The sequence below is a fragment of the Lysinibacillus sp. NPDC097868 genome, from assembly GCF_044761135.1.
Lineage (GTDB): Bacteria > Bacillota > Bacilli > Bacillales_A > Planococcaceae > Lysinibacillus.
Window position 1 is genome coordinate 925,736 of record NZ_JBIWBS010000001.1, and the last position, 22,631, is coordinate 948,366.

The window sequence follows — 22,631 nt, forward strand, 5'->3', positions numbered from 1 at the left end:
TTTTGCCCACGACACAATAATCTCTTACTCATTATAAATGATATGAAAGGTGTCTGTAAACTGGAACTTCTGCTTCTTTGTGACAAACAAATGGATTTTTAATTTAGCTATCGATTTCTGTCACGTTAATTTCATATTTGCATAAATCGCAGTTATGTACCATACTTTCGATTTGAACAAATTCATTATTGGAAAATAATGCGTTTAATTGCCCTTTTAAATAAGATTCATGTAATGTACAAACAATATCAGAGTGGGTATTAAGCTGCTCTTGGAACGGGCAATTAAAAATGGAGAAAATCACTTTTTTACCTTTTTCCGACTGTTGTATTTGTGGAATATAGCCAATTAATGCGGCATTATCTGTCAATAGCTGAAGCTTTTGTTCAAAGGAAAGCATATTATTTAATTTTAATTCCGCGTTAACATAATTTTTCATTTGCTGATAACCATCTTGATAACTAATTTCCTGACATTTTGTTAGCGCGGATGGCCCTAATTCTTCTACTAGCTGAATTGTCCATTTTAATAAGCGCTCTTCGTCACGTCTTGGGAAGGTTAGTGAAACTCCTTTTTCAGAAGCCTTATAAACACGACCAGGCCTTCCACCTTTACCAGTTTTTGCGAAATCTGCCGTAATAATATTAATTTCAGAGAGCTTTGTTAAGTGAAGACGAGCAACGTTAGGATGAATGCTAAATTTATCAGCAATATTTTGTACCGTTACTGTTTTTTTCTCTTTTAAAATATACTCATAAATGGAGTACCTTGTTTCATCGGCTAATGTACTAGTAATTTTTAATGGATGGATCATTTACATCACCTCAAATTAATTTTTTGGAAAATTGTAGTTGGTCAAAAGCTAGGAAAAAAATCATGTTGATTCTATTATATTGTATTATTGGAAAAGTTACAGTTTCTTTAGGCATAATTATTATCTTTTTCATGTGTTTTGTTCATATTTTGTGAAAAAATGTATGTTATCCACAACTTTTTTTGAAAAATCTAGATTTCATAGTGAAATGGGTTTCAAGATTTTATTTTAGAAAAAGGGCTTTTCTCGTAACGTAGACATCCTTATACTAGGAAATAACGAATAGAGCGGTCATATTCGAATGAACTAGAAAGAAGGTGTAAATATGCAAACTTTTGAATCTGTCATAGAACAAAAAAGTGAGCATCTTTTAGTAAAGGCCTACCATTTTGGTGCTTCCGATTTATTACTTATACCGGAAGAAAGTCGATATATCATCTATTTTCGTAAATATGATAAGTTGCTGCAGGCAGGGGAACTCCCGAACGAAATTGCTGAGCGAATCGTGTCATATTATAAATATTTAGCAGCATTAGATATTAGTGAGCGTCGTAAACCTCAAAGTGGCTCATTTCAAAAAATAGTTGAGCAAAACCATTTTGCTTTTCGAGTTTCTACACTTCCTTCCGCTTATTTAAAAGAAAGCCTCATCATTCGGCTTTTACTTCAAAACCACGCATTTCCACTTACTTCTTTAAGCTATTCCGAATGTGCAGCACATAAGTTAACCAAGCTCGTTGAAAATCAGCAAGGAATTTTATTATTTTGCGGTGCAACGGGTTCTGGTAAAACTACTTCTCTGTACTCTTTAATTCACCATTGTACTGCTGTCCTTCATCGCCATGTGATTTCATTAGAAGATCCAGTGGAGAATAATCAGGTCAATCTTCTACAAATACAAGTAAATGAACGCGCGGGTATTACCTATGCCACAGGGTTAAAAGCGATTTTACGCCATTCGCCAGATGTTATTATGATCGGTGAAATACGTGATCAAGAAACGGCTGAAATTGCAATCCAAGCGGCATTAACTGGTCATTTAGTACTTTCTACCATTCATGCTAAAGATTCTGTAAGCTGTCTCTATCGGCTCATTGATTTAGGTGTTTCACAAGAAGAGCTTCGTCAAACAGTAATTGGTATTGTGGCTCAAGTTCTTATCCAAATACCACAACAACAAGATGAGCGGCGAGCATTGTTTGAAATATTAAGTGAAGACAATCTTGATTTTGCTTTAGATGCGCTAAAGCAAAATGCCGTCTATGAATTGCCTTATGATCTAACGCTTGCTGGACAAAAAGAAGAAATTGCGAGGCAACGTTATGCCAAAGCTCAGCGCGTTTTTTAATCGGCTTATATTGGACTACAAAAGAGCTACAATATGGCGACTAAAGGAACAAGCTCAGTTTATCAGTCGCTTAAGTGTATTAATACAGGAAGGTTATTTGTTTCCACAAGCAGTTACAATGCTATTGCCGCATCATGTAACCAAGCATGAGGAGGTACAACAGTTTGTAGATGAAGCACTTAGGCAAGGTAAAGGAGTTATAGGTGTATTTGAAACATTACAACTAGCAAATCATTATTTAATAGCCATTTCTATTGCTGAAAATAATGGACATATGATAGAAGCATTAAATGCTATTGCAAAGCAAATGGCTATGAGCCAAGAGACAAAGCGAAAATTTATAAAGCTACTTTTGTATCCAGTAGTACTCATTGTGTTTTTGCTTCTACTGTTTTTAGTATTTCGTACAGTGTTCTTTCCTAACATAGAAACAATGGTTATAAGCCGTAACATTGGGACAGAGGGAGAGATAAGTATTGCACTATCAAAACTTTTATTACATGTGCCCGACGCATTTGTGATAATCGTTTTTGTCATGACATGTAGTAGTATTGTTTTTCAGCGTTTGCTATTAAGACAATCGATTGCTCGTAGGCTCTACGTAATATTGAAAATACCTTTTATTAATCGATATTTTCGATTAACGATAACAAGGCAATTTGCTGCATATTTGGGTAGTCTGCTTCAAAGTGGCTTTTCTCTACAGGCTAGCCTGCAAATTTTAGAAGAGCAACAATTTCAACCATATGTTCAATATTTGGCGAGTCGTATAAAGGAAAGAGTTACATATGGTGATACGTTAACACAGGCTGTCATGTTTATTACAGCGTGGCAAAACGATTTTTTAACTTTCGTAGAACATGGTGAGCAAAGTGGATATTTAGGGAAAGAGTTAACATTATATAGTGAACTGTTGTTAGAAAAGCAGGAATTCCTATTACAGAGAATGCTTGCCTTTGTACAACCTTCATTTTTTGTTTTCATTGCGTTGTGTATAGTTGCTGCCTATGTAAGTTTGTTATTGCCAATATATCACATGATAGAACTAGTATAGGAGGAGGACCTTCAATGAAGCTTTTTAAACAAGAAGCTGGATTTACACTAATTGAAATGTTAATCGTCTTGTTGATTATTTCGATCCTTATACTAATTACAATTCCAAATGTAACAAAACATTTTGCAACAATTGATGAAAAGGGCTGCGCTGCCTATATAGCTATGGTACAAGGACAAGTAGAGGCATACCGAGTAGATTTTATGGAGTATCCTACATTAGATGATTTGGTATCGAAGGGTTATTTAAAAGAGCAGGGAAAGACTTGTCCAAATAAAGAAGAAATTATCATTACGAATAAAGGAGAGGTTCGATTAGCCAAACAGCCTTCCATATCAGAGGCTGATGGCCAATGAATTGTCAAAAAAATGAGCGAGGCTATACATTAGTCGAAATAATAATTGTGTTGTTTGTTGTGATGATGTTAACAGCTATTGTGACAAAATTTACGTTAAAAGTAGCAGAAGCAAAAGAAGTGGAACGCTTTTTTAGCCAAATTCAATTAGATCTTCAATATTTGCAAACATATAGCATGCAGCATAAGGATTATATATTTATGAAATTTGAAAGTTCATCCCATAGTTATAGTATAAAAAAGGATTTTTATACGAATGTTTATATTCGCCCTTTTCCAAAGGGGGTTGAATTATTGTCTGATCGGAGTACCGTCCAAACGATACGATTTAATTTTAAAGGGAATGTCATGACCCCGGGAACTGTTTATTTTAAAACACCGCAGGGAACTAAAAAGGTTATTATAACTTTAGGTCGAGGGAGAGCAAGAGTTGAATGAATGAAACAGGCTATTCGTTTGTCGAGACAATCGTATCGATTTTTATCTTCATGGTACTCTGCTCAACTTTAATTCCTATTAGCTACACTCTGAAAACAAATTTATACAATCAAAAGCTTGAGGTTGCTGCAGCTGAAACAGCCTATGAAGGATTGAAGCAATATTTGTTTTTACAGCAAGTCGAAGGGACAAGGACAGTTGATAAGGTAAACTATCACTGGCTGTTTGATGGACAGGGGATATGTGTAACGTTTCAAAACACAAAAGAACAACGTCAAAAGTGCATTCAACAAACAGGTGAAATTCGATGAATGAAAAAGGCTACACATTACTGGAAGCATTGTTTCAATTAATCGTATTTGTGCTAGTTTGTCATGTATTTATTTTGATTATCCTTTGGGCTGCTAATATGAAAACAACTATGATGACAGATGAACAAACAAAATGGGAGTTATTTGTTTTCGAAATGAATACGTATTTAACAAATGCTACAACGCCAATAACGATCAGAAGAGATCAAAAAAGAATTACGCTGCAAGCGTCAAATACACTTCATCATTTTGATTGCTATCGCAATATGATTCGAGATCAGGTGAATGGTGGCCATGTCCCAATGCTTATTGGGATTAATAAATGTCAGTTCCAATTTAACAATAATGAACTCACAATAGTTGTCGAATTTCCAAGCGGTCTAAAAAAGGAGCGGACCTATTATGTACCAATTTTTGAAAAATGATAGAGGGACTGTATTTTTAATCGCAATTGCATTATTATTTTTTGTAACTACTTTTGTTCTTGCGTATTGCATGTCTTATGAGATTCAGTTTCGAACATATGAGGGATTGGAAAAAATGAATGTTCGATCTACGATAAATTTATTAGGACAAATTTTGTCAGACAGTGTAGAATCGTAGTAAGAAGGTGATTCGAATGCGAAAAATATATTTAGTTGGCTTTATGGGCTGCGGGAAAAGTGCGTTAGGGAGAAGGTTAAGCTATTTATTAAAGTTACCGTACTATGATATGGATCATGAAATTGTCAGACAGCAGGGGATGACGATTCCACAGATTTTTGAGAAATATGGAGAGGCTCGTTTCCGAGAAATAGAAACGGAATTTTTGAAAAATTTCCGCGACGAGGCATGTATTATCTCTACAGGTGGCGGTGTAGCTGTAAATGGGGAAAACCGGAAAATTATGAGACGCAGTGGACTTGTATTCTTTTTAGATGCGACATTCGAAGATATTTATAAAAGAATACAGCATGATCCAAATCGACCAATTGTACAAAGCTCAACGAAGGAAGAGTTAGAGGAGCTGTATCATTACAGAAGAAAATTCTATCGTGACGCAGGACATATTCAGGTGCTTACAGAAGGTAGAACAATTCGACATATTCTCGAGTATTTAGTATTTCAAGTAAAAAGATTGAAAAGCGAACAATGAATAAAATAAACTACATTAACGTTCGTCTTTTAAGTTAATTTAAAAAATGTTTGCCTTTTCAATACAATCAATGTTAGGATATAGACTAATAAGGTAACTTTTTGTACATTGAATACTAAATAGTACCAAGAGTATTCTTGGGCGGATGATTGTACGGGGAGAGCGCGTGTAGACGCCACCGAAGGAGCAAGTAGCAAAGGGCTATGAATCTCTCAGGTAAAAGGACTCGTACAAGACGCAACTCTGGAGAGAGCTGTAATACAACAGCCACCAAAGGGGAAAGCCTACTTACTGGCATTTTCGTAATGCGAGTTAGTTTGGTGTAACTTTCAGGTGCAAGGACAGAGAATCCCGAAAAGGGGTTCGTCTGTCTTTTTTTATGTCTAGACATTTGTCAAAAGTACAATCGGGCAATATTAATGCTTGCTACGTACATAGACATATGCGCTTTAAGATGTCGAAAAAGCAGGCGAACTACTACCAGTAAAAATGATACTAACAATAAGGAGGCAAAAGTAATGACGAATGAATTAAAACGTACACCTCTGTTTGACGAATATGCAAAGTATGGTGGTAAGACAATTGACTTCGGTGGATGGGAATTACCAGTGCAATTCACTTCTATTAAAGAAGAACATGATGCAGTGCGTAATCGTGCAGGCTTATTTGATGTGTCACATATGGGTGAAATTTTAGTAACAGGTCCTGAGGCTTTAGATTTTTTACAAAATCTATTGTCAAATGACATTTCGAAAATTGCTACAGGTCAAGCGCAATATAATGCGATGTGCTACGAAGATGGTGGCGTTGTCGATGATTTATTAACTTATAAACTAGCAGACAATCATTATTTACTATGTGTCAATGCGGCAAATATTGAAAAAGATTATGACTGGATGATGGAAAATCAACATCAATATGATGTGACAATTGACAATCAATCTGAATCATATGCGCAAATCGCTCTACAAGGTCCATTAGCTGAACAACTTCTTCAATCATTAACAGCAACGGATTTAAGTGCAATTAAATATTTCCGCTTCCAAGATGATGTTGAAATTGCAGGGCATAAAGCATTAGTTTCTCGCAGTGGTTATACGGGTGAAGATGGTTTTGAATTGTATGGGGCTCCAGCGGACATTAAAGCATTATGGGATATCATCCTAGAAGCTGGAAAAGACAAAGGCGTTATGCCAGCTGGCTTAGGCTGCCGTGATACACTACGCTTTGAAGCAGGACTTCCTCTTTATGGGCAAGAACTTTCAGCAACGATTTCACCACTTGAAGCGGGCATTGGCTTTGCTGTGAAATTAAATAAAGAAGACTTCATTGGTCATGACGCGTTAGCAGAGCAAAAAGAAAATGGATTAGCGCGTAAAATAGTAGGTATTGAAATGATCGATAAAGGGATTCCACGACATGGCTACAAAGTGTTCAAAGATGGTAAAGAAATCGGTGAAGTGACAACAGGTACACAGCTTCCTTCTTCAAAACGTAATGTTGGTAACGCATTAATTGACAGCCAATTCGCAACAATCGGAACTGAATTGGAAATTGAAATTCGTGGTAAGCAATTAAAAGTAGTGACAGTTGAAACACCGTTTTACAAGCGTTCAAAATAAAATTTGAAAAGAGGGACCTACATTTATGAAACATCGTTATTTACCAATGACGGAGCAAGACAAAAAAGAAATGTTAGACGTAGTTGGTGTATCATCAGTCGATGAGTTATTCGAGGATATTCCAGAAAAAGTACGTTTCAAAGGCCTTTATGATATTAAAGAAGCGAAATCAGAATCAGCACTTTTAAAAGAGTTATCTGCACTTGCTGCAAAAAACAAAGATACGAATGCGAACGTATCCTTCTTAGGCGCAGGTGTCTATAATCACTATAAACCAATTATCGTAGACCATGTCATTTCTCGTTCAGAGTTTTACACTGCTTATACACCGTACCAACCTGAAATCTCACAAGGGGAATTACAAGCAATTTTTGAATTCCAAACGATGATTGCTGAGCTTACAGGCATGGATCTTGCAAACTCGTCTATGTATGATGGTGGAACGGCACTTGCTGAAGCAGGTATGTTAGCTGCAGGACATACACGACGTAAGAAAATTTTAGTATCTGAAACGGTTCACCCTGAATATCGTGATGTCGTTGCTACATATGCATACGGTCAATCAATTGACATCGTAACAATCCCTCATAAAGATGGTGTGACAGATGTAGAAGCTTTAAAAGAGCTGATTGATGATAATACAGCGGCTGTTATTGCTCAATATCCAAACTTCTTTGGTCAAGTAGAGGATTTACAAGTAATCGGTGATATTGCACATGATGCAAAAAGTTTATTTGTTGTATCATCTAACCCACTTGCGCTTGGTATTTTAACACCTCCAGGTAAGCTTGGTGCTGATATTTGTGTTGGTGATGCACAAGTATTTGGTATTGCTGAAAGCTTCGGTGGTCCACACTGTGGTTTCTTCGCGGTAACAACAAAATTAATGCGTAAAGTTCCTGGCCGTCTTGTTGGTGAAACGGTAGATGGGGAAGGTCGCCGTGGTTATGTATTAACGCTACAAGCACGTGAGCAGCATATCCGTCGTGATAAAGCTACATCTAACATTTGTTCAAACCAAGCACTTTTAGCACTTGCAGCTTCTGTTGCAATGACAGCTTTAGGCAAACAAGGCGTTCGAGAAATGGCTACGCAAAATATTGCGAAAACTCGCTATGCAAAAAATGCATTTGAAGCGGCAGGATTTACCGTTGCATTCCAAGGTGCGCACTTTAACGAAATCGTTGTAAAAACAAATAAATGCGTGAAAGAAATCAATAAAGGTTTGCTTGAAAAAGGCATTATCGGTGGTTATCCATTAGGTCAAACTTATGATTCACTTAAGCAACACGTACTAATCGCTGTAACAGAATTACGCACGAAGGAAGAAATTGATGCACTTGTTGCAGAAATGGGGGCTCTCAATGCATAACGAAAATCAATCACTCATTTTTGAAATTACAAAAGAAGGCCGCGTAGGGTATAGCCTAGAAGCTCTAGATGTACCAGAAGTCGATCTTGCAGATTTACTTCCTGCAAACTGTATTCGTGAAGAAGCAGCTGAGTTACCAGAAGTTTCGGAACTTGATATTATGCGTCATTATACAGCGCTATCTCGTCGTAACCACGGTGTAGACTCTGGATTCTACCCACTTGGCTCATGTACGATGAAGTACAACCCAAAAATTAATGAGTCAGTTGCACGTTTTTCTGGTTTTGCTAATGTTCATCCATTACAAGATGAATCAACGGTACAAGGTGCAATGGAGCTTCTTTATGAACTACAAACATCATTAGTAGAAATTACAGGTATGGATGAAGTGACATTGCAACCCGCTGCAGGTGCTCATGGTGAATGGACAGCATTAATGATGATTCGTGCTTTCCATGAAGCAAATGGAGAAGGACATCGTAATAAAGTGATTGTTCCTGACTCAGCTCATGGTACAAATCCAGCATCAGCAACTGTTGCAGGCTTTGAAACTATTACAGTAAAATCCGATGAAAATGGTTTAGTAGACATCGAGGATCTACGTAAAGTAGTAGGTTCAGATACAGCTGCGTTAATGCTAACAAACCCAAATACGCTTGGTCTATTTGAAGAAAATATTATCGAAATGGCGGAGCTTATTCATGAAGTTGGCGGTAAAGTATACTATGACGGCGCTAACTTAAATGCGGTTATGAGTAAAGCACGTCCTGGCGATATGGGCTTTGACTGTGTACACTTAAACTTACACAAAACATTTACAGGTCCACACGGTGGTGGTGGACCAGGTTCTGGTCCAGTAGGTGTAAAAGCTGATTTAATTCCGTTCCTACCAAAACCAGTACTTGTCAGAACAGAAGAAGGTTCATACCATTTCGATTACGAACGTCCACAATCAATCGGTCGCGTAAAACCTTACTATGGTAACTTCGGTATTAACGTACGTGCATATACGTATATTCGTACGATGGGTCCAGATGGCTTAAAAGCTGTCACAGAATATGCGGTACTAAACGCAAACTACATGATGCGTCGCCTAGAGCCATTCTATGATTTACCATATAACCGTCACTGTAAACATGAATTTGTGCTATCTGGTCGTCGTCAAAAGAAACTTGGCGTTCGTACATTAGATATTGCAAAACGTCTGTTAGACTTTGGCTACCATCCACCAACAACGTACTTCCCACTAAACGTGGAAGAGGCATTAATGATCGAGCCTACAGAAACAGAATCAAAAGAAACATTAGATGCATTCTGCGACATTATGATTCAAATTGCGAAAGAAGCAGAAGAAAATCCTTCTATCGTACAAGAAGCACCACATACAACAGTCGTAACTCGTTTAGACGAAACACGCGCTGCTCGTACACCAGTGCTTCGCTATCAAAAAGCATAATAATACGCAATGCCCGACCAGTATTTTACTATACTGATCGGGCATTTTTTTGTGTTTGAGGAAAATTGAAGTTACTAGAAAAAGAGAAAAATATTATTTCTATGAAACTTATTCTAGTAGAATATTTTGATAAAAATATCTCGGATGTAGTGAAATTTCGAAAAAAATTTATTATTTTATAGAAAAAACCACCATTGTATAATATACGTAAAATTTAATACTTTCATTGGGAGGTCTATATGTCAATTAATACTAACTTTAATCAGCAACATTCTACTCATGTATCTGTGAAAAGATTTAGTAGCACTAATCCATTAATTGCTACATCAAACCAAAACAATGATAAAAGCATTAAAAATTTTGCCATGCCACAGCGTGACACCGTTGCTATTTCCAGTGAAGCAAGAAATATGCTCCTGGCAGCTCGTGCTTCTGCAAAACCTTCCTCATGGGTGGATACAGCATTGAACTGGGCAAAATCTACTGTTAGTTGGCTTAAAAGAGCTGGTCAATTTGCAGTAGATGCAGCTAAAGAAGGCATAGATTTCTTAGTACTGGATGATGTTAGAACGATTTTCAACCCGAATGCTGGTATTACAGAAAAAGGAATAGCTTTAGTTTCTCTCTTTCCAGCGGGAAAAGTGGTTAAATCAGGTAAATTATTCGCACTATTGAAGAAAGCAGGGAAATCCGCTGAAATTGATGCCTTTGCAGGTCTAGGTAAAATTCAGAAGTTTAATGCCAAAGGGATTTTATTAGATGGAAATAGCGGTACAGGTTGGGAGCACATTTACAAAAGACATGTTGCGGGCACTACTGCAAATAGAGGTACAACATTATTCCCTAGAGCACTCGGAGATGCACAGATTAAAAATTTAATTATGGAATCATTAGAAAAAGGAACTTTAAAAAGCACTCGTAATGATGGTACTAAAGTTTACACGTATCATCCGAAAAAGTATGGCATTTCTGAGATGACAACAATTGTTACAAAGGATAATATTATTAAAACATCTTATCCAAGAAGTGGGACATCAGTAATAAGAAAATAAACTAAAGGAGACTTAAAATGAAAATAAGATTCGATATCGAAAATGATGTATCTGTGCTTAAAAATAAAAATGTTCATGCTGATTTTTACCTTGATAGCTATTTGGAAGTATTTGTTATCGAAAAAAATAAGGAAGTATTACTTTTCTTTACAACAATGCACAGTACTATTGTTATTGATTTCAATCAACTATTAATAGAGTTGCATCAAACTGGCAAGGAGCAAACTCTTGAGACTTTTGGTAATGCCAATATCTATACATTTAAAAAAGAAGGAGGTAATATTCTGATTACAAACTTTGATGAATTCTCTAATACAGAAGAATGGCTATATTCATTTGATTTTATGGAATTTACGAAGGCTTATACAAAAGAGCTGCGACGATATTTGCATGCGATGGTAATGGAAGAAGCTAACATTATGAAACGTCCAAACTTTGTTTTACTTAGACAAGGATTAAATGATTTAGAAAAAATTGTAAAAGAGAAATAATTTTGGAGAGATACTATTAAAATGAAAATTAGATTTGATCTAGAAGAAGATGATGCATCGGTTCTTCAAAATAAAACCGTCCATGCAGATTATTATCTCGACAGCTATTTAGAAGTATTTGTACTTGAAAATAATAAAGAAATTTTACTCTTCTCTACAACGTTGCACAGTACAATAGTGATTGAATTTAATCACCTATTACTTGATTTATATCAAACGGGTGAGGAGCGAGTTCTTGATACTTTTGGTAATGCGAATGTCTATACTTATAAAAAAGAGGGGAAAAATATAGTCATTACAAATTTTGATGCGTTTTCGGATTCACAAGAATGGCAATATACATTTGATTTTATGGAATTTACGAAGGCTTATACAAAGGAGCTGAAACGATATTTACAGGCGATGGTAGCAAAAGAGCCAAACAATCTGAAACGTCCAAACTTTAAGTTATTGAGCCAAGGATTAGCCGCATTAGAAGCTATGGTAGGGGCAAAATAATTTGGAGAGATAAGCAAAAAATGAAAATTAGATTCGATAGCGAAAATAATGAATTGAATAAAAAGCGTCCGATCGTTACTTATCGGACGTTTTTTATTTTATAGGATAGAAAAGGCATGTTATGGGGGTGGAAGTTTCACATCCAACGATTATTTATTATAAGCTATATTTTTATATAATTGCTTTAATTTGTATTTTAGTTAAAATTATTACATATTAAGATGCCATTCTACGTAATGATTTTAGGTTTAAGAGAAACCAAATTTGATGAAAGGGAGGAAAAGTAAAAATGGATGTAGCTCAATATGAAGTGAGCTTACCGGTAAATAGTATGCTCAATGATACATATAAAATAAAAGAAGTTATTGCTACTAGTAAATTATCCATTGTATATATTGGGGAAACAATTAATGAAGGAAAGCAAGTAACAATTAAAGAGTACTTTCCAAAAAAAATGGCTATAAGGGATTTAGATAATATAACAGTGATTAACCGTCTGCCATCAACAAAGCCAAAATTTGAGGATTTAAAAGCAACATTTCTAAATGAAGCAATCATAATGAAGCAAATAAACCATCGTAATATTGTCCATTATATTGATCATTTTGAGGAAAATGGATCGATTTATATCATTATGGATTTTTATGAGGGAAAGTTGCTAGATCAATATATAAAGGATGTTCCACTTACTAATAGGGTCGATTTATACAATAGTATATTTCTGCCGTTAATTGATGCATTAAGCTATATACATAACAAGGGTATTCTACATCGAGACATAAAGCCGAGTAATATTATGATAGATTTAGAGGGTAATCCATTTTTACTAGATTTTGGATCAGCGATAGTTTATAAAAATGCTACAGAATATCAAATTTTTATAAGCCCTGGTTACACCCCTCTTGAGCAATATTCGAATGTATCTGAACAAGGAGTTTATACCGATATGTATAGTTTAGCAGCAACTTTTTATTATTTACTAACAAATATGACTCCACCTGATATTTCACAGAGGCTAATTGAGGATAATATGGATAATATAAGAAAATATAACAAAAGGGTAACTATGCTTTTATCCCATACCATTATGTGGGGAATGGCAATGCAGGCAAAAAAAAGATGTCCTTCTTTAAAAGTTATGAAAGTCATTTTTCTGTTTGAAGAATTTGTCAATAGAATAAGGAACTATTTTAAGGTAAATAATACAAAATAACCAATAAATTAGGATGTGTAATCCGATACTATCATTTTTACATTGTAGCTAAAAGCGAAACCCAACAGCTAAAGGCGTATTAAAAATACACCTTAGGCTGTTTTTTTAATAAATAAAAAAGAATAACTGCCTTTTTTAAAAAGAAATATCATAAATTTTATAATGTCGCTTTTTTATCGGCAACCCATAAATGTCCTATATTTTACATAATATTCTATTGTAAATATTGACAATAAAATTAGATATTGTATAGTTACTTTGTGATACATATTGTCATTTGTGATGTAGAAAAAGGAGTTATAAAAATACAACTTCAGTTTTAATAAAACTGTATTTTATTTTACTTTAGTTGGAATTTTATTACTTAAAAGTAAATTTAAAGATTGTATTCACTTATGATTATGCTTACTCGAAATTTATTATACAAAGGAGGGATGGCTGTAGGTTTACAGCCGAATAAATGGAGATTATTAATCAAACAAACAGAACAATGCTCTTTGAGGAAATCAATCCAGAAAAGCTGGATTTGATTACACTAGTGGGGGATGTAAAAGGAATTGACAGTCTAAGCGATGAGAAAGTGAAAGAAATCAATCAATACCTTCTTGTCAAAAGCTTTGATGAATTTTTAGATAAGTTCTCTCCAACGGTCTATTCGTTCTACAATGCTGCAAATCAGAAAGTAATGTATACGCTTAAAAAACCTGAAGGCATTCAAGATGATTGTATTTCCGAAATAGCAATCGATCAAAACAATGATTTTTTAAAGATGCTATTTACCCTCATTGATACGAAACGAAGCCAAGGAATTACGAATGTAGACTTTAAATTTGAAAATTTACTAGATATGATCTCGCCTAAAAAGGTGATGGATGATATTCGCCAAGTAAGAAAAGAGATTCATTACTTATATGGTGAATATGACAAGTTAGACGAAGGGGATCCCAAAAAGCTGGACACAGGGGATAAGTTAAATCTTATGTTCGAAGTAGCTAGCCGAAATTATAACAATGTAATGGCCATGTTGCCGTTAGCAATCGAGGATATCAAAACAAGACTATTACTAGGTGCTAATCAAGAGGAAAATGAATCCGAAAAGCTGCAAATCGGGACACTTACAATTGGTGATACAGGTGAATTAAAAATTATTGAGGCACCTCAAACGAATACTTCTGAGCTGATGGTTATTGAGGACAATAGTAACTATGGTTTAAGTACCGTTTTTGAGGAAGACTATGAGGCGATTACAGAATCCCCATCTTCTTATGTAAAGGATTTAGTAGTAAGAACATTCTCGCCACTACCATCTGTAAGAGCTGAATTTGATGTTGAAACTGAGGTGCAAAATTACAATACATACCTAGAATTCTATAAGGATGCTAAGGATGAGTTTGTAAAGACAGTGAAGCCATTAGTTGAAAAGCTACTAGGTGTCAAAATGTATTTCGATCAATATGCAACAAAAAATAAAGGGATGCAACCATCGCTATTAGTCACAAATGCGAAATTAGATATGCTTGTTAAGAGTAATAATTTACCAAGATTACGAACGTATTTAAATACAGTCAATTCGAAAAATGATTTCTCAGATACAGTATGGTATGGAATCGTGCCAGCAATCGAACTTGAAGCATCAGGAAAGATGAAAGTTAGCAGATCTCGATTTAAAGGAAATGAAAAGGTTGCAAAGCAAGAAGGCAATACGATGGAATCCTTATCTAGTCTTCTAGATACAGTAAAAGATTATAAAGTCCAAATATTCTTTAATTTTATGACCGAAGAAGAAACAACTTTCAATGGTATTGCAACAGCAGGCATTGATCGTCTCATCGATAAATGTTCGGTTCTCCTTCGAAAAGATTACAGTGAATTTGCGATTCCTTGCTTACCGAATTTTACAATTATCCCGAAAGACAAGTCTGGAGTAGTCATTGATACAAGGATGCAAACAACCGAAAATGGTGCGCGCCTTTCGAAAGAAAAAGAAGATATTCTCAAGCTTTGGATAGAAGGCGTATATGTAGGGGCGAGCTATGTAGCAGCAGGTATTGTGTCTGCTTATCAATGTCCTGAGTACTTAAAGGAATCATTCCGAAATGTAAAGAGAAGTTATCCGGGCGTACGCTTTGACATTGAAGCAGGCGATAACTCCTTAAGAGCTGTGACAACGATGGCTAAAGAAATTTCTGGGTTCACGAATAATATTAAAGATGCGATTAATAGCAGAAGCTTTGGTTTTGTATTTTCATCAGAAAATGCACAGCTACAGGATAAAGATATTAAACGCATTACAGTGTATAAAGCAAGAAGCTTAGCGATGGAAGAAGACGGATTTGATTCAATCTACAAAACACAAGTGAGTACGTACATTGAAAGAATTCTAAGATTCCAATCAGGAGACTTTAAGCACGAAAATATTGTTCGATTCTTTAGTAATAATCCAAGTAGCCAAAAAAGTAAGTGGCTGAATGATAAGGGCTATGTAAACTCAGTTATTCATGATGGTGATGACATTGGCTACATTATTGATGAAAAAACAAGCTTATGCCAAATTGATCTCGTATTTAACGGCAATGTGAAGAATCTTGAAGTGATGATTACTAAAGGAACAAGTGCTGTGAAAGCTTAAAAAGTATCAATAACAGCCTGCATACAACGATTTTTTAATTGTATGTTTAAGATTTGTTTTTAAATAAATCTTTTAACATAAATATGAATGATCTTCACGTACTGACTTGATGAAATAAATACATATTTCTCGTTGAAATTCTTTCAAAATTTACACGAGAAATGAAGTCATCTAGAAACATGGACATTTTATCAAGTTCAGTATTACGAGTGCGTTCAAAAAATATTAGGAGGTAATAAGAATGGGTTTTGTATTAAAAGTAGAAGGATCAGAAGCAATTGAATTAGGATTAGAGAGCATTATGACAGTTGAGTATGAAACAGATACACCAAATGACTCGAACGCTCGCTCAACAGATGTAGGAGCAACTTTAAAAGTAAAGGGAAAAATCCTTACTGCAACAGATGGCGACAATTCGGATGATACGATGAAATTAGGTTTATGGTCACTAGTACCTGCTGAAAAGGCAGACTGTTACCGTAAAGTAACACTAGAAGTCATTTCAGCTGATCAAGTAGTAAGAAAAATCCAATTCCCAAATGCCTTCGTTGTTGACTATTCAGAAAGATATGGCGACACAGAAGGTATCGGAGAATTCTACTTATTCATTAAGCAGAAGAAAGACAAAACAGATCTTGCGAAGATCGAAGGCGGCTATGCTGTTTAAGTAGAAGTTTGATAGGTCACACCACATTATCTAAGGGACTATTTAGTTCCTTAGATAATTTTGAATAATCCTAATACAGGGGATGAAATTAGTGAAAAATCATTATGAAATTTTAGGTGTCAGCAGACAAGCAACACAAGATCAAATTAAGCTCGCATACAGAAAATTATCTAAAAAGCATCATCCTGACATAAGTGGAGGCAATAAAGAGTCAGAGCAAATTTTTTTAGAAGTGCAAGAGGCCTATAAAGTATTAAAGGACACGTCTTCTAGAGAGGCATATGATGCACGCCTTGATGGTGCAGCACAAAGTGGTGGGCAATCATTTGAACAGGCAACCAAAACGAAAGATCGAACAACTACCCATAAGCAAGAGTTTAATATGAACGATATCGAGAAAAACTTTGAGCATTTTTTTGGATTTAATCCAAAAACGAAGGAAACGTCGTCAACCCTTCATAAAAATGCAAAGAAAAATCCGCTAGATACGACTGATTTATTCGAACGATTTTTTAACAAGTAAAGCAAGTTAGCGAGGAGGAGAATGCTTTCGTGAATGACATAAAAAATGCAATGGAAGTAAACACGCACAATGCAAAAAACCAAATGATGATAAAAATTATCGATATCATCATTGTGATAATCGCCTTCTTTTTTATTTTATATGTATTTGTTATGAATCAGAATTTTCTTTTGAAAACGATTATTGGGACAATGATAGTCATCCTTGCCCTTGTTTATGGATTAATAAAATACGAAGCAAAAGAGACAATTTATGAATTTACAGATACGAACATTCGAAAAATTGTATTACTCAATGAACGTGGCGCAGAAATAGAAGAATGGTTGTTAGAAGGGAAAACCTCATTGCTGATTGGGAAAAGCTCAACCGAACAAGATGTAGATATAGATTTAAATGGCACTGAATACGAATCGCTAATTAATTACGAGCATGCTGTTTTAAATTGTGTATCCGGTATGTGGTACATAGAAGACATTGACTCTGTTAATGGGGTTGGCGTTAAAAAAGCGCATAAGCGAGTGAAAAGTAGTTTAAAACAGGAAAGCCCTTATCGTTTAAATAGTGGAGATATTATATACATAGCAAATACTAGAATTTTAGCAAAATAAAGAGAAGCTAAATTCGTAACAAAGACGGAGGATAACAATATGAGTTTGATTAGATGTACGAATGGTCACATGTTTAGTTCGAGAAGACATAGAAATGTTTGTCCCTATTGTAATGTCATGGTAGAGCAAGAACCAAGATTAACGAGTACGGCTACTGCTGTTGCAGAAGTAGATGATAAAACGATGCCCTATCTTGGGGAAATGGATGGGATTGACCCTGTAACAGGGTGGTTAGTTTGCATTGAAGGTCCTCCAATGGGACGAGATTATCGAATTTTATCTGAAAAGAACTTTATCGGACGAGCAGAAGATATGCATATTCGCATCATTGGCGATAATAGCATTTCAAAACGCAATCATGCAGTCATTGTCTATGATCCTAAAAAAAGAAACTTCTATTTGCTACCTGGAGATGCATCAGGTTTAGCTTATTTAAATAATGAAGCGGTTTATACACCAACAGAGTTAGCAGCATACGATGTTATCCAACTAGGTACAAGTATGTTTTTATTTATTCCTCTATGTGGTGTTCATTTTGAATGGGAAAACAACCAGAGCGGGGAATGATAAAAAATGGATCAGACACTACTATCTTACATGATTGTACTTGCCTTCATCATTGTTATCATCGCTTTGCTCGTATTGCGCAAAATACTTATGCAAAAAAAAGAAACTAACAAGATTGCAATAGGAAATGGACAAACGATTGGCAGAAGAGACGAACAGGATGATTATTTTTCGACTGTGGAAACACCCGTTGGCACGATGGCCGTTCTTGCTGATGGCATCAGTGGATTAGCAAATGGCAGAATGGCTAGTACGGTTGCTGTTACGACATTTATTCATAAATTTATGAAGCTTACTAGTATAGCGAATATCCAGTCTTATTTTAAGGAAACCGCTTTAACAAGCAATGGAATGATCCTCGAAAATTTAAATGGTTCTAATGGCGGAACTACATTAGTAGCAGCCGTTATTGATGAGCATGGTTACTTACATTGGGGAGCTGTTGGAGATAGCGTTATTTCGATATTTCGAAATGGCGAATTCATCGCAATCAATCAAAAGCATATTTTTGAATCAGTATTAAAGGAGCGTTATATTTCAGGGGAAATTTCTCAGCTAGAGGTGCAAGAAAACCCACTTAAAAAGAGACTGATCAACTATTTAGGATATGAAGGGTTCAAGAATCTAGATACTGGGGAGAAACCTATTCAGCTAAGAAATGGTGACAAGGTCTGTTTATTTAGTGATGGTGTCTACGATACGTTAACAGAAGTAGAAATGGAAAAAATGCTCTCTTCGCATGCCCCTCCCTATGATATAGCTCAAAATATTATTAAAGCTGTTGAACAAAAACGTTTAAAAAATCAAGACAATGCAACAATCGTAATTTTAGAAAAAACATGGTAATCGGTTCATGTTAAGGAGGTGGAATGATGAGAAAGGAAAACAGCGACTTTAAAACAAGCTTTCTATCGGAAGCAGGCTCTTTTATGCAAAATAAAGATTACTTTGCCTATGCTGAGCTAGATGATGTTGCTTGTTGGGTTGCGGTAAAAGGGTTGGATTCAGATCAAGAAATCAATAGTGCAGAACTAGCAGTCAAAGGTATTCTCGAAAAATTTATGGAAAAGCCGACAATGTCCAGAAGAGCTATTAATAAGTATTTGAAAAATGCCCAAGCTATTCTTCAAGCTCAAAGCTTAAGGGTAAGATTGAAGGCTAGTATCGTAATGGTTGTATCAGATTATTCAAAAATGATCGTTGCCGTCGCAGGAAATTCGCGGCTTTACCATTTTCGAAATGGCACTTTAACGTATAAAAGCACTGACCAAAGTTTAGCACAGGAAATCGTCAATAGTAGGGATCGTTCGCTCGATATAAGCCAGCATGAGGAAAGAAGCAACTTACTCAATTATCTTGGTAAGCCGAATGATTTTACACCATTTGTCTCTAAGAAAATGAAGTTAATTGATGGCGATGTATTAGTGCTTAGTACAGCGGGCTTTTGGGAAGATGTCAGTGAGGTTGAAATGGCAGATGCTCTTGAGGAGACGAAAGATCCTGCGCAATACACTGATTTATTAGAAGAGGTGCTTTTAAGTAGGCAAAGGAAAGTAGTAAATAATTACACAATCGCTGCTATATTTGTGAACAAGGTTTATCAGGAAACGAATAAGAAAAAGATGAAATACATTAAAATGGTTGCTGCTGCATTAGTCGTCGCTTTAGTCGTTGGTGGCGGTACTATTTTTTATCAGGCAAAGCAAGTGAAAAAAATGGCGGAATTAACCGTTGAGATGAAGGATCATGAAAAGAGTGGAAACCTTTATTTCCAAGACGCTAATTATGAAAAGGCGCTTCTGGAATACAGTGAAGGTAGAAATGCGGCCAAAAAATTGAAGGATACAATACATAGAAATTTACTCGCTAAAAAATTAAGAATTACGGACCTAATCATCAATGGAGATAAATCAGCCGAAGCGGGGAAATTTACTGAAGCCCTTGAGCAATACGAAAAGGCTAAAAAAGAAGGCAAGCTCATTAAAAACTTTGGAAAAGAAGTAACTGAACAAAGAATAGCCAATATGGATACCATTGTACAAATTGCTGAAACAGTGAAGGATGGAGATTTTCAATTTGATGCAGAAGATTACAATGGAGCCCTTGCAAACTATCAAAAAGCAAGAAAAAAAGCTCTTACAATCGCCTATACTGGCGAGCCTCAAATAAAGTCTAAAATTGAAGAAACAGAAGCTAAAATTGCCGAATTGAAAAAAGCACAAAAAGAATTACAGGCTGAAGGCTTAGAAAAAAATGGCGATCAAAGCTATGCGCGTCTAGATTACGAGAAAGCAATTGAATCCTACACCTTGGCTCAGGAAATTTATCAGGAAACAGAACTAATCGCAAAGGTTTTAGGGCTAGAGCGAAAAATTATGAATGCCAATGATAAATTAAATCCTACTCCTCAAACTGCTGATATCGACCCGTCATTTGAAGCAGCACTTCCTACGGAGGGAGGGGCAGCAAGCGGTGAGCCATCTGATGCTGAAGTGATGAAAGAGGGAAAATAAATTGATAAAAGAGCTCATGATTGAACGGTTACGCAAAATTGAGGATTTGGAGCAACGTCAACTACTAAAAGACATTGTAAGTGGCGTTTTTGTAAATTTAATCGACTATCAAGAGGAAATGAATAAAAGGCTTGAAGAGCGTGTTTTTAATGAAATTGAAGATGTGGAGAATCGGTTTGATATATACGTAACGCTAAGTTCTAAGGAGGATATTGATCCGATTCATCAATATTTATTTCCGATGCGACCAGTTGATTTAGAAAGAAAAACTATTCAAATAAATAAATTGCTTCAATCGCTAGAACGCAATGAACAAGCCGTACTGTATACATTATTTCTGGCGTGTGATTCGGTACAAATTCAGCAGTTACTAGCTGAAGAACGGCTGTTTAATGGAACCCTTGTTACGACAGAAGGACCAATAGAGATTCAGGTTAGTCTTACAAGAAATACGGACTACTTGCAAGAAATCAACAAGCTATATCCGATCTTTCAAGTAAATGGATTGCCATGGAAAACTATTAATCATCCATTCGCCTATAAGTTTTTTGATGTGAATTTAGAGAAATGTCCACCTCTAAACGGGGAAGCTGAAATTACTGATATTATTGTTGATTTACAAGAATATGAGCCAAAAAAACGACTGAATATGGTGCCACTATGGAATATCGAACGTCATGAGGTCAAAAATGTTGGATTCCCTGTTCCTGCCATCGATAAGGTCAATTATGAGCATGTCCTTTCCATTCGGAAAATGGGAAGTGAACATGGCTATCTTGTAGAAGCTGATGAGGAGAATGTTCGCTACATAAAACGGACAGACAATGAATTAACAGTTGTTTCACCACAAGATAAGTCAGGAGTTTGGAAGCTAATAAAAATTGTAAAAATGGAAGAAGAGAAGATTGGCAAGTTACATTATAAGCTTGTATCTAATCGACGAATAGAGCATTTTATGTCCAAATTCGCTCGGAAGCATTCTGCAAATGTCAAAACGAAGGGTGAAATTATTAGGATGGTTAACACCTTCGAGGCGGCAAATAGATTTGAGCTTGTTGATGTTGAAATAGTAGATTCGTTTTTAGAAGCAAGCTTTACTTACTCTGCGAATCCTTTCATAACAGAAATGTTAGGGGAGAATAGCTACAAAAAAATAATGCTTTTAAAGTTTAAGGCGAAGGTGGAAAAGGACTTCATAGCAAATGATATTTTGAGCTTCTTAGTATCAGAAGTACAACGACATTTCTTCGAATTTAAATGTGTAGGTGTATGGCAATGAATTATATTTGGGATTTGCTTATTAAAGCAGAGGATGAAGGCCTTTCAAAAAAGGATATCTATTTTTACCTTGCTGAAACGTATTCGCCCTATATGGAGCTTAGTCTTCCATTATTAAATGCTCAGTTTGTTGAACAGCACGTTGATGTGAATCCGTATTACCGCTATTTTGGCATTTTTAACAACCTTTTTCACCCAGATAATCGTAAAGACATAGCGTTTAGAGAATACTTTTTCGACATCGTCTTGCATTTTTTAGCTGAAATTGATCGGATGCAAGGAATGAACACAAAAGAATTTTACATTCGATTTATATTAAGAGATATCGAATCCAATGTATTTGGCAATGAGGTGCGCCATAATATTCATGCCTTTTCAAAAAAAGAGCAAGAACTAGTTGTACTAAACATGCTAAAGCTGTACCAGACAGGTGAAGAAATTTACTTATTAAAGGACACGTTTAGAAGGCTATTTAAAGGTTGCCTGATCTATATAAAATCGGAGGAACAGGATGAGCTCCTTATTTATATCAGTCAAAAGAAGTCACAACAAAATGAGCAGAAAGTGCAGCTCATACAAGAAATCTTTTTGCCGATTGGTTTTCAATTAGAGGTTTTTTGGCAATATCACTTCGGCATTATTGATGCTGAGCAAACAATGCAGCTAGATCGGATAGCTCTTTACTAA

Annotated in this window: 24 protein-coding genes and 1 riboswitch; of the genes, 23 read left to right on the forward strand and 1 reads right to left on the reverse strand. The window is 35.6% G+C overall.

Features of this window, described 5'->3' with window-relative positions; all coding sequences use genetic code 11:
• Positions 1 to 103: 103 nt before the first annotated feature.
• Positions 104 to 814 (reverse strand): helix-turn-helix transcriptional regulator, encoded by a 711-nt coding sequence (locus ACIQXJ_RS04370; RefSeq protein WP_401010375.1) that lies wholly within the window; start codon positions 812 to 814, stop codon positions 104 to 106.
• Positions 815 to 1,139: 325 nt separating this feature from the next.
• Between ACIQXJ_RS04370 and comGA the strand changes: the two genes are divergently transcribed.
• From comGA to ACIQXJ_RS04485, 23 genes are all read left to right on the forward strand, one after another.
• The gene (gene comGA, locus ACIQXJ_RS04375) at positions 1,140 to 2,162 is read left to right on the forward strand and encodes a competence type IV pilus ATPase ComGA (protein ID WP_403050060.1); all 1,023 of its coding nucleotides are present in this window, start codon (positions 1,140 to 1,142) and stop codon (positions 2,160 to 2,162) included.
• On the forward strand, positions 2,137 to 3,216 hold the full coding sequence (gene comGB / locus ACIQXJ_RS04380) for a competence type IV pilus assembly protein ComGB (protein ID WP_403050063.1): 1,080 nt from the start codon (positions 2,137 to 2,139) through the stop codon (positions 3,214 to 3,216). The genes comGA and comGB overlap by 26 nt, the downstream gene beginning before the upstream one ends.
• Positions 3,217 to 3,230: 14 nt before the next feature.
• Entirely contained in the window at positions 3,231 to 3,572 is a 342-nt protein-coding gene (gene comGC / locus ACIQXJ_RS04385; RefSeq protein WP_401010370.1) for a competence type IV pilus major pilin ComGC, read from the forward strand.
• Positions 3,569 to 4,009, forward strand: coding sequence for a competence type IV pilus minor pilin ComGD (gene comGD / locus ACIQXJ_RS04390; RefSeq protein WP_403050066.1), 441 nt, complete (start codon positions 3,569 to 3,571; stop codon positions 4,007 to 4,009). Before comGC ends, comGD begins: the two co-directional genes overlap by 4 nt.
• Positions 4,006 to 4,320 carry a hypothetical protein gene (locus tag ACIQXJ_RS04395; protein ID WP_403050069.1) on the forward strand — a complete coding sequence of 105 codons (315 nt, stop codon included), beginning with the start codon at positions 4,006 to 4,008 and terminating at the stop codon, positions 4,318 to 4,320. The genes comGD and ACIQXJ_RS04395 overlap by 4 nt, the downstream gene beginning before the upstream one ends.
• On the forward strand, positions 4,317 to 4,745 hold the full coding sequence (gene comGF / locus ACIQXJ_RS04400; RefSeq protein WP_403050072.1) for a competence type IV pilus minor pilin ComGF: 429 nt from the start codon (positions 4,317 to 4,319) through the stop codon (positions 4,743 to 4,745). Before ACIQXJ_RS04395 ends, comGF begins: the two co-directional genes overlap by 4 nt.
• 194 nt (positions 4,746 to 4,939) lie before the next feature.
• On the forward strand, positions 4,940 to 5,455 hold the full coding sequence (locus tag ACIQXJ_RS04405; protein ID WP_403050075.1) for a shikimate kinase: 516 nt from the start codon (positions 4,940 to 4,942) through the stop codon (positions 5,453 to 5,455).
• A gap of 145 nt (positions 5,456 to 5,600) precedes the next feature.
• Positions 5,601 to 5,693, forward strand: a riboswitch (glycine riboswitch).
• A 280-nt stretch (positions 5,694 to 5,973) separates the two neighbouring features.
• Complete coding sequence (gcvT, locus tag ACIQXJ_RS04410) at positions 5,974 to 7,077, forward strand: glycine cleavage system aminomethyltransferase GcvT (RefSeq protein ID WP_403050078.1); 1,104 nt, start codon at positions 5,974 to 5,976, stop codon at positions 7,075 to 7,077.
• Positions 7,078 to 7,102: 25 nt separating this feature from the next.
• On the forward strand, positions 7,103 to 8,449 hold the full coding sequence (gcvPA, locus tag ACIQXJ_RS04415) for an aminomethyl-transferring glycine dehydrogenase subunit GcvPA (protein WP_401010357.1): 1,347 nt from the start codon (positions 7,103 to 7,105) through the stop codon (positions 8,447 to 8,449).
• Positions 8,442 to 9,905 carry an aminomethyl-transferring glycine dehydrogenase subunit GcvPB gene (gcvPB, locus tag ACIQXJ_RS04420; protein WP_403050081.1) on the forward strand — a complete coding sequence of 488 codons (1,464 nt, stop codon included), beginning with the start codon at positions 8,442 to 8,444 and terminating at the stop codon, positions 9,903 to 9,905. Before gcvPA ends, gcvPB begins: the two co-directional genes overlap by 8 nt.
• A gap of 239 nt (positions 9,906 to 10,144) precedes the next feature.
• The gene (locus ACIQXJ_RS04425) at positions 10,145 to 10,957 is read left to right on the forward strand and encodes a hypothetical protein (protein ID WP_403050084.1); all 813 of its coding nucleotides are present in this window, start codon (positions 10,145 to 10,147) and stop codon (positions 10,955 to 10,957) included.
• A gap of 17 nt (positions 10,958 to 10,974) precedes the next feature.
• Positions 10,975 to 11,448 (forward strand): hypothetical protein, encoded by a 474-nt coding sequence (locus tag ACIQXJ_RS04430; RefSeq protein WP_403050087.1) that lies wholly within the window; start codon positions 10,975 to 10,977, stop codon positions 11,446 to 11,448.
• A 21-nt stretch (positions 11,449 to 11,469) separates the two neighbouring features.
• The gene (locus ACIQXJ_RS04435) at positions 11,470 to 11,946 is read left to right on the forward strand and encodes a hypothetical protein (RefSeq protein ID WP_403050090.1); all 477 of its coding nucleotides are present in this window, start codon (positions 11,470 to 11,472) and stop codon (positions 11,944 to 11,946) included.
• Positions 11,947 to 12,235: 289 nt separating this feature from the next.
• Positions 12,236 to 13,159, forward strand: coding sequence for a serine/threonine-protein kinase (locus tag ACIQXJ_RS04440; protein ID WP_403050093.1), 924 nt, complete (start codon positions 12,236 to 12,238; stop codon positions 13,157 to 13,159).
• A 460-nt stretch (positions 13,160 to 13,619) separates the two neighbouring features.
• Positions 13,620 to 15,788, forward strand: a complete 2,169-nt coding sequence (locus tag ACIQXJ_RS04445; protein WP_403050096.1) for a transcriptional regulator — start codon at positions 13,620 to 13,622, stop codon at positions 15,786 to 15,788.
• Positions 15,789 to 16,029: 241 nt separating this feature from the next.
• Positions 16,030 to 16,455 (forward strand): membrane-associated protease 1, encoded by a 426-nt coding sequence (locus ACIQXJ_RS04450; protein ID WP_403050099.1) that lies wholly within the window; start codon positions 16,030 to 16,032, stop codon positions 16,453 to 16,455.
• A 91-nt stretch (positions 16,456 to 16,546) separates the two neighbouring features.
• Positions 16,547 to 16,978, forward strand: coding sequence for a J domain-containing protein (locus ACIQXJ_RS04455; RefSeq protein ID WP_403050102.1), 432 nt, complete (start codon positions 16,547 to 16,549; stop codon positions 16,976 to 16,978).
• A 29-nt stretch (positions 16,979 to 17,007) separates the two neighbouring features.
• Entirely contained in the window at positions 17,008 to 17,586 is a 579-nt protein-coding gene (locus ACIQXJ_RS04460; protein WP_403050105.1) for an FHA domain-containing protein, read from the forward strand.
• Between the two features lie 39 nt (positions 17,587 to 17,625).
• Entirely contained in the window at positions 17,626 to 18,153 is a 528-nt protein-coding gene (locus ACIQXJ_RS04465; RefSeq protein ID WP_403050108.1) for an FHA domain-containing protein, read from the forward strand.
• A gap of 6 nt (positions 18,154 to 18,159) precedes the next feature.
• Entirely contained in the window at positions 18,160 to 18,999 is an 840-nt protein-coding gene (locus ACIQXJ_RS04470) for a PP2C family protein-serine/threonine phosphatase (protein ID WP_403050111.1), read from the forward strand.
• A gap of 26 nt (positions 19,000 to 19,025) precedes the next feature.
• On the forward strand, positions 19,026 to 20,666 hold the full coding sequence (locus ACIQXJ_RS04475) for a serine/threonine protein phosphatase (protein ID WP_403050114.1): 1,641 nt from the start codon (positions 19,026 to 19,028) through the stop codon (positions 20,664 to 20,666).
• 1 nt (position 20,667) lies between these two features.
• On the forward strand, positions 20,668 to 21,945 hold the full coding sequence (locus ACIQXJ_RS04480; RefSeq protein ID WP_403050117.1) for a normocyte-binding protein: 1,278 nt from the start codon (positions 20,668 to 20,670) through the stop codon (positions 21,943 to 21,945).
• Entirely contained in the window at positions 21,936 to 22,631 is a 696-nt protein-coding gene (locus ACIQXJ_RS04485; RefSeq protein ID WP_403050120.1) for an iron-dependent peroxidase, read from the forward strand. Before ACIQXJ_RS04480 ends, ACIQXJ_RS04485 begins: the two co-directional genes overlap by 10 nt.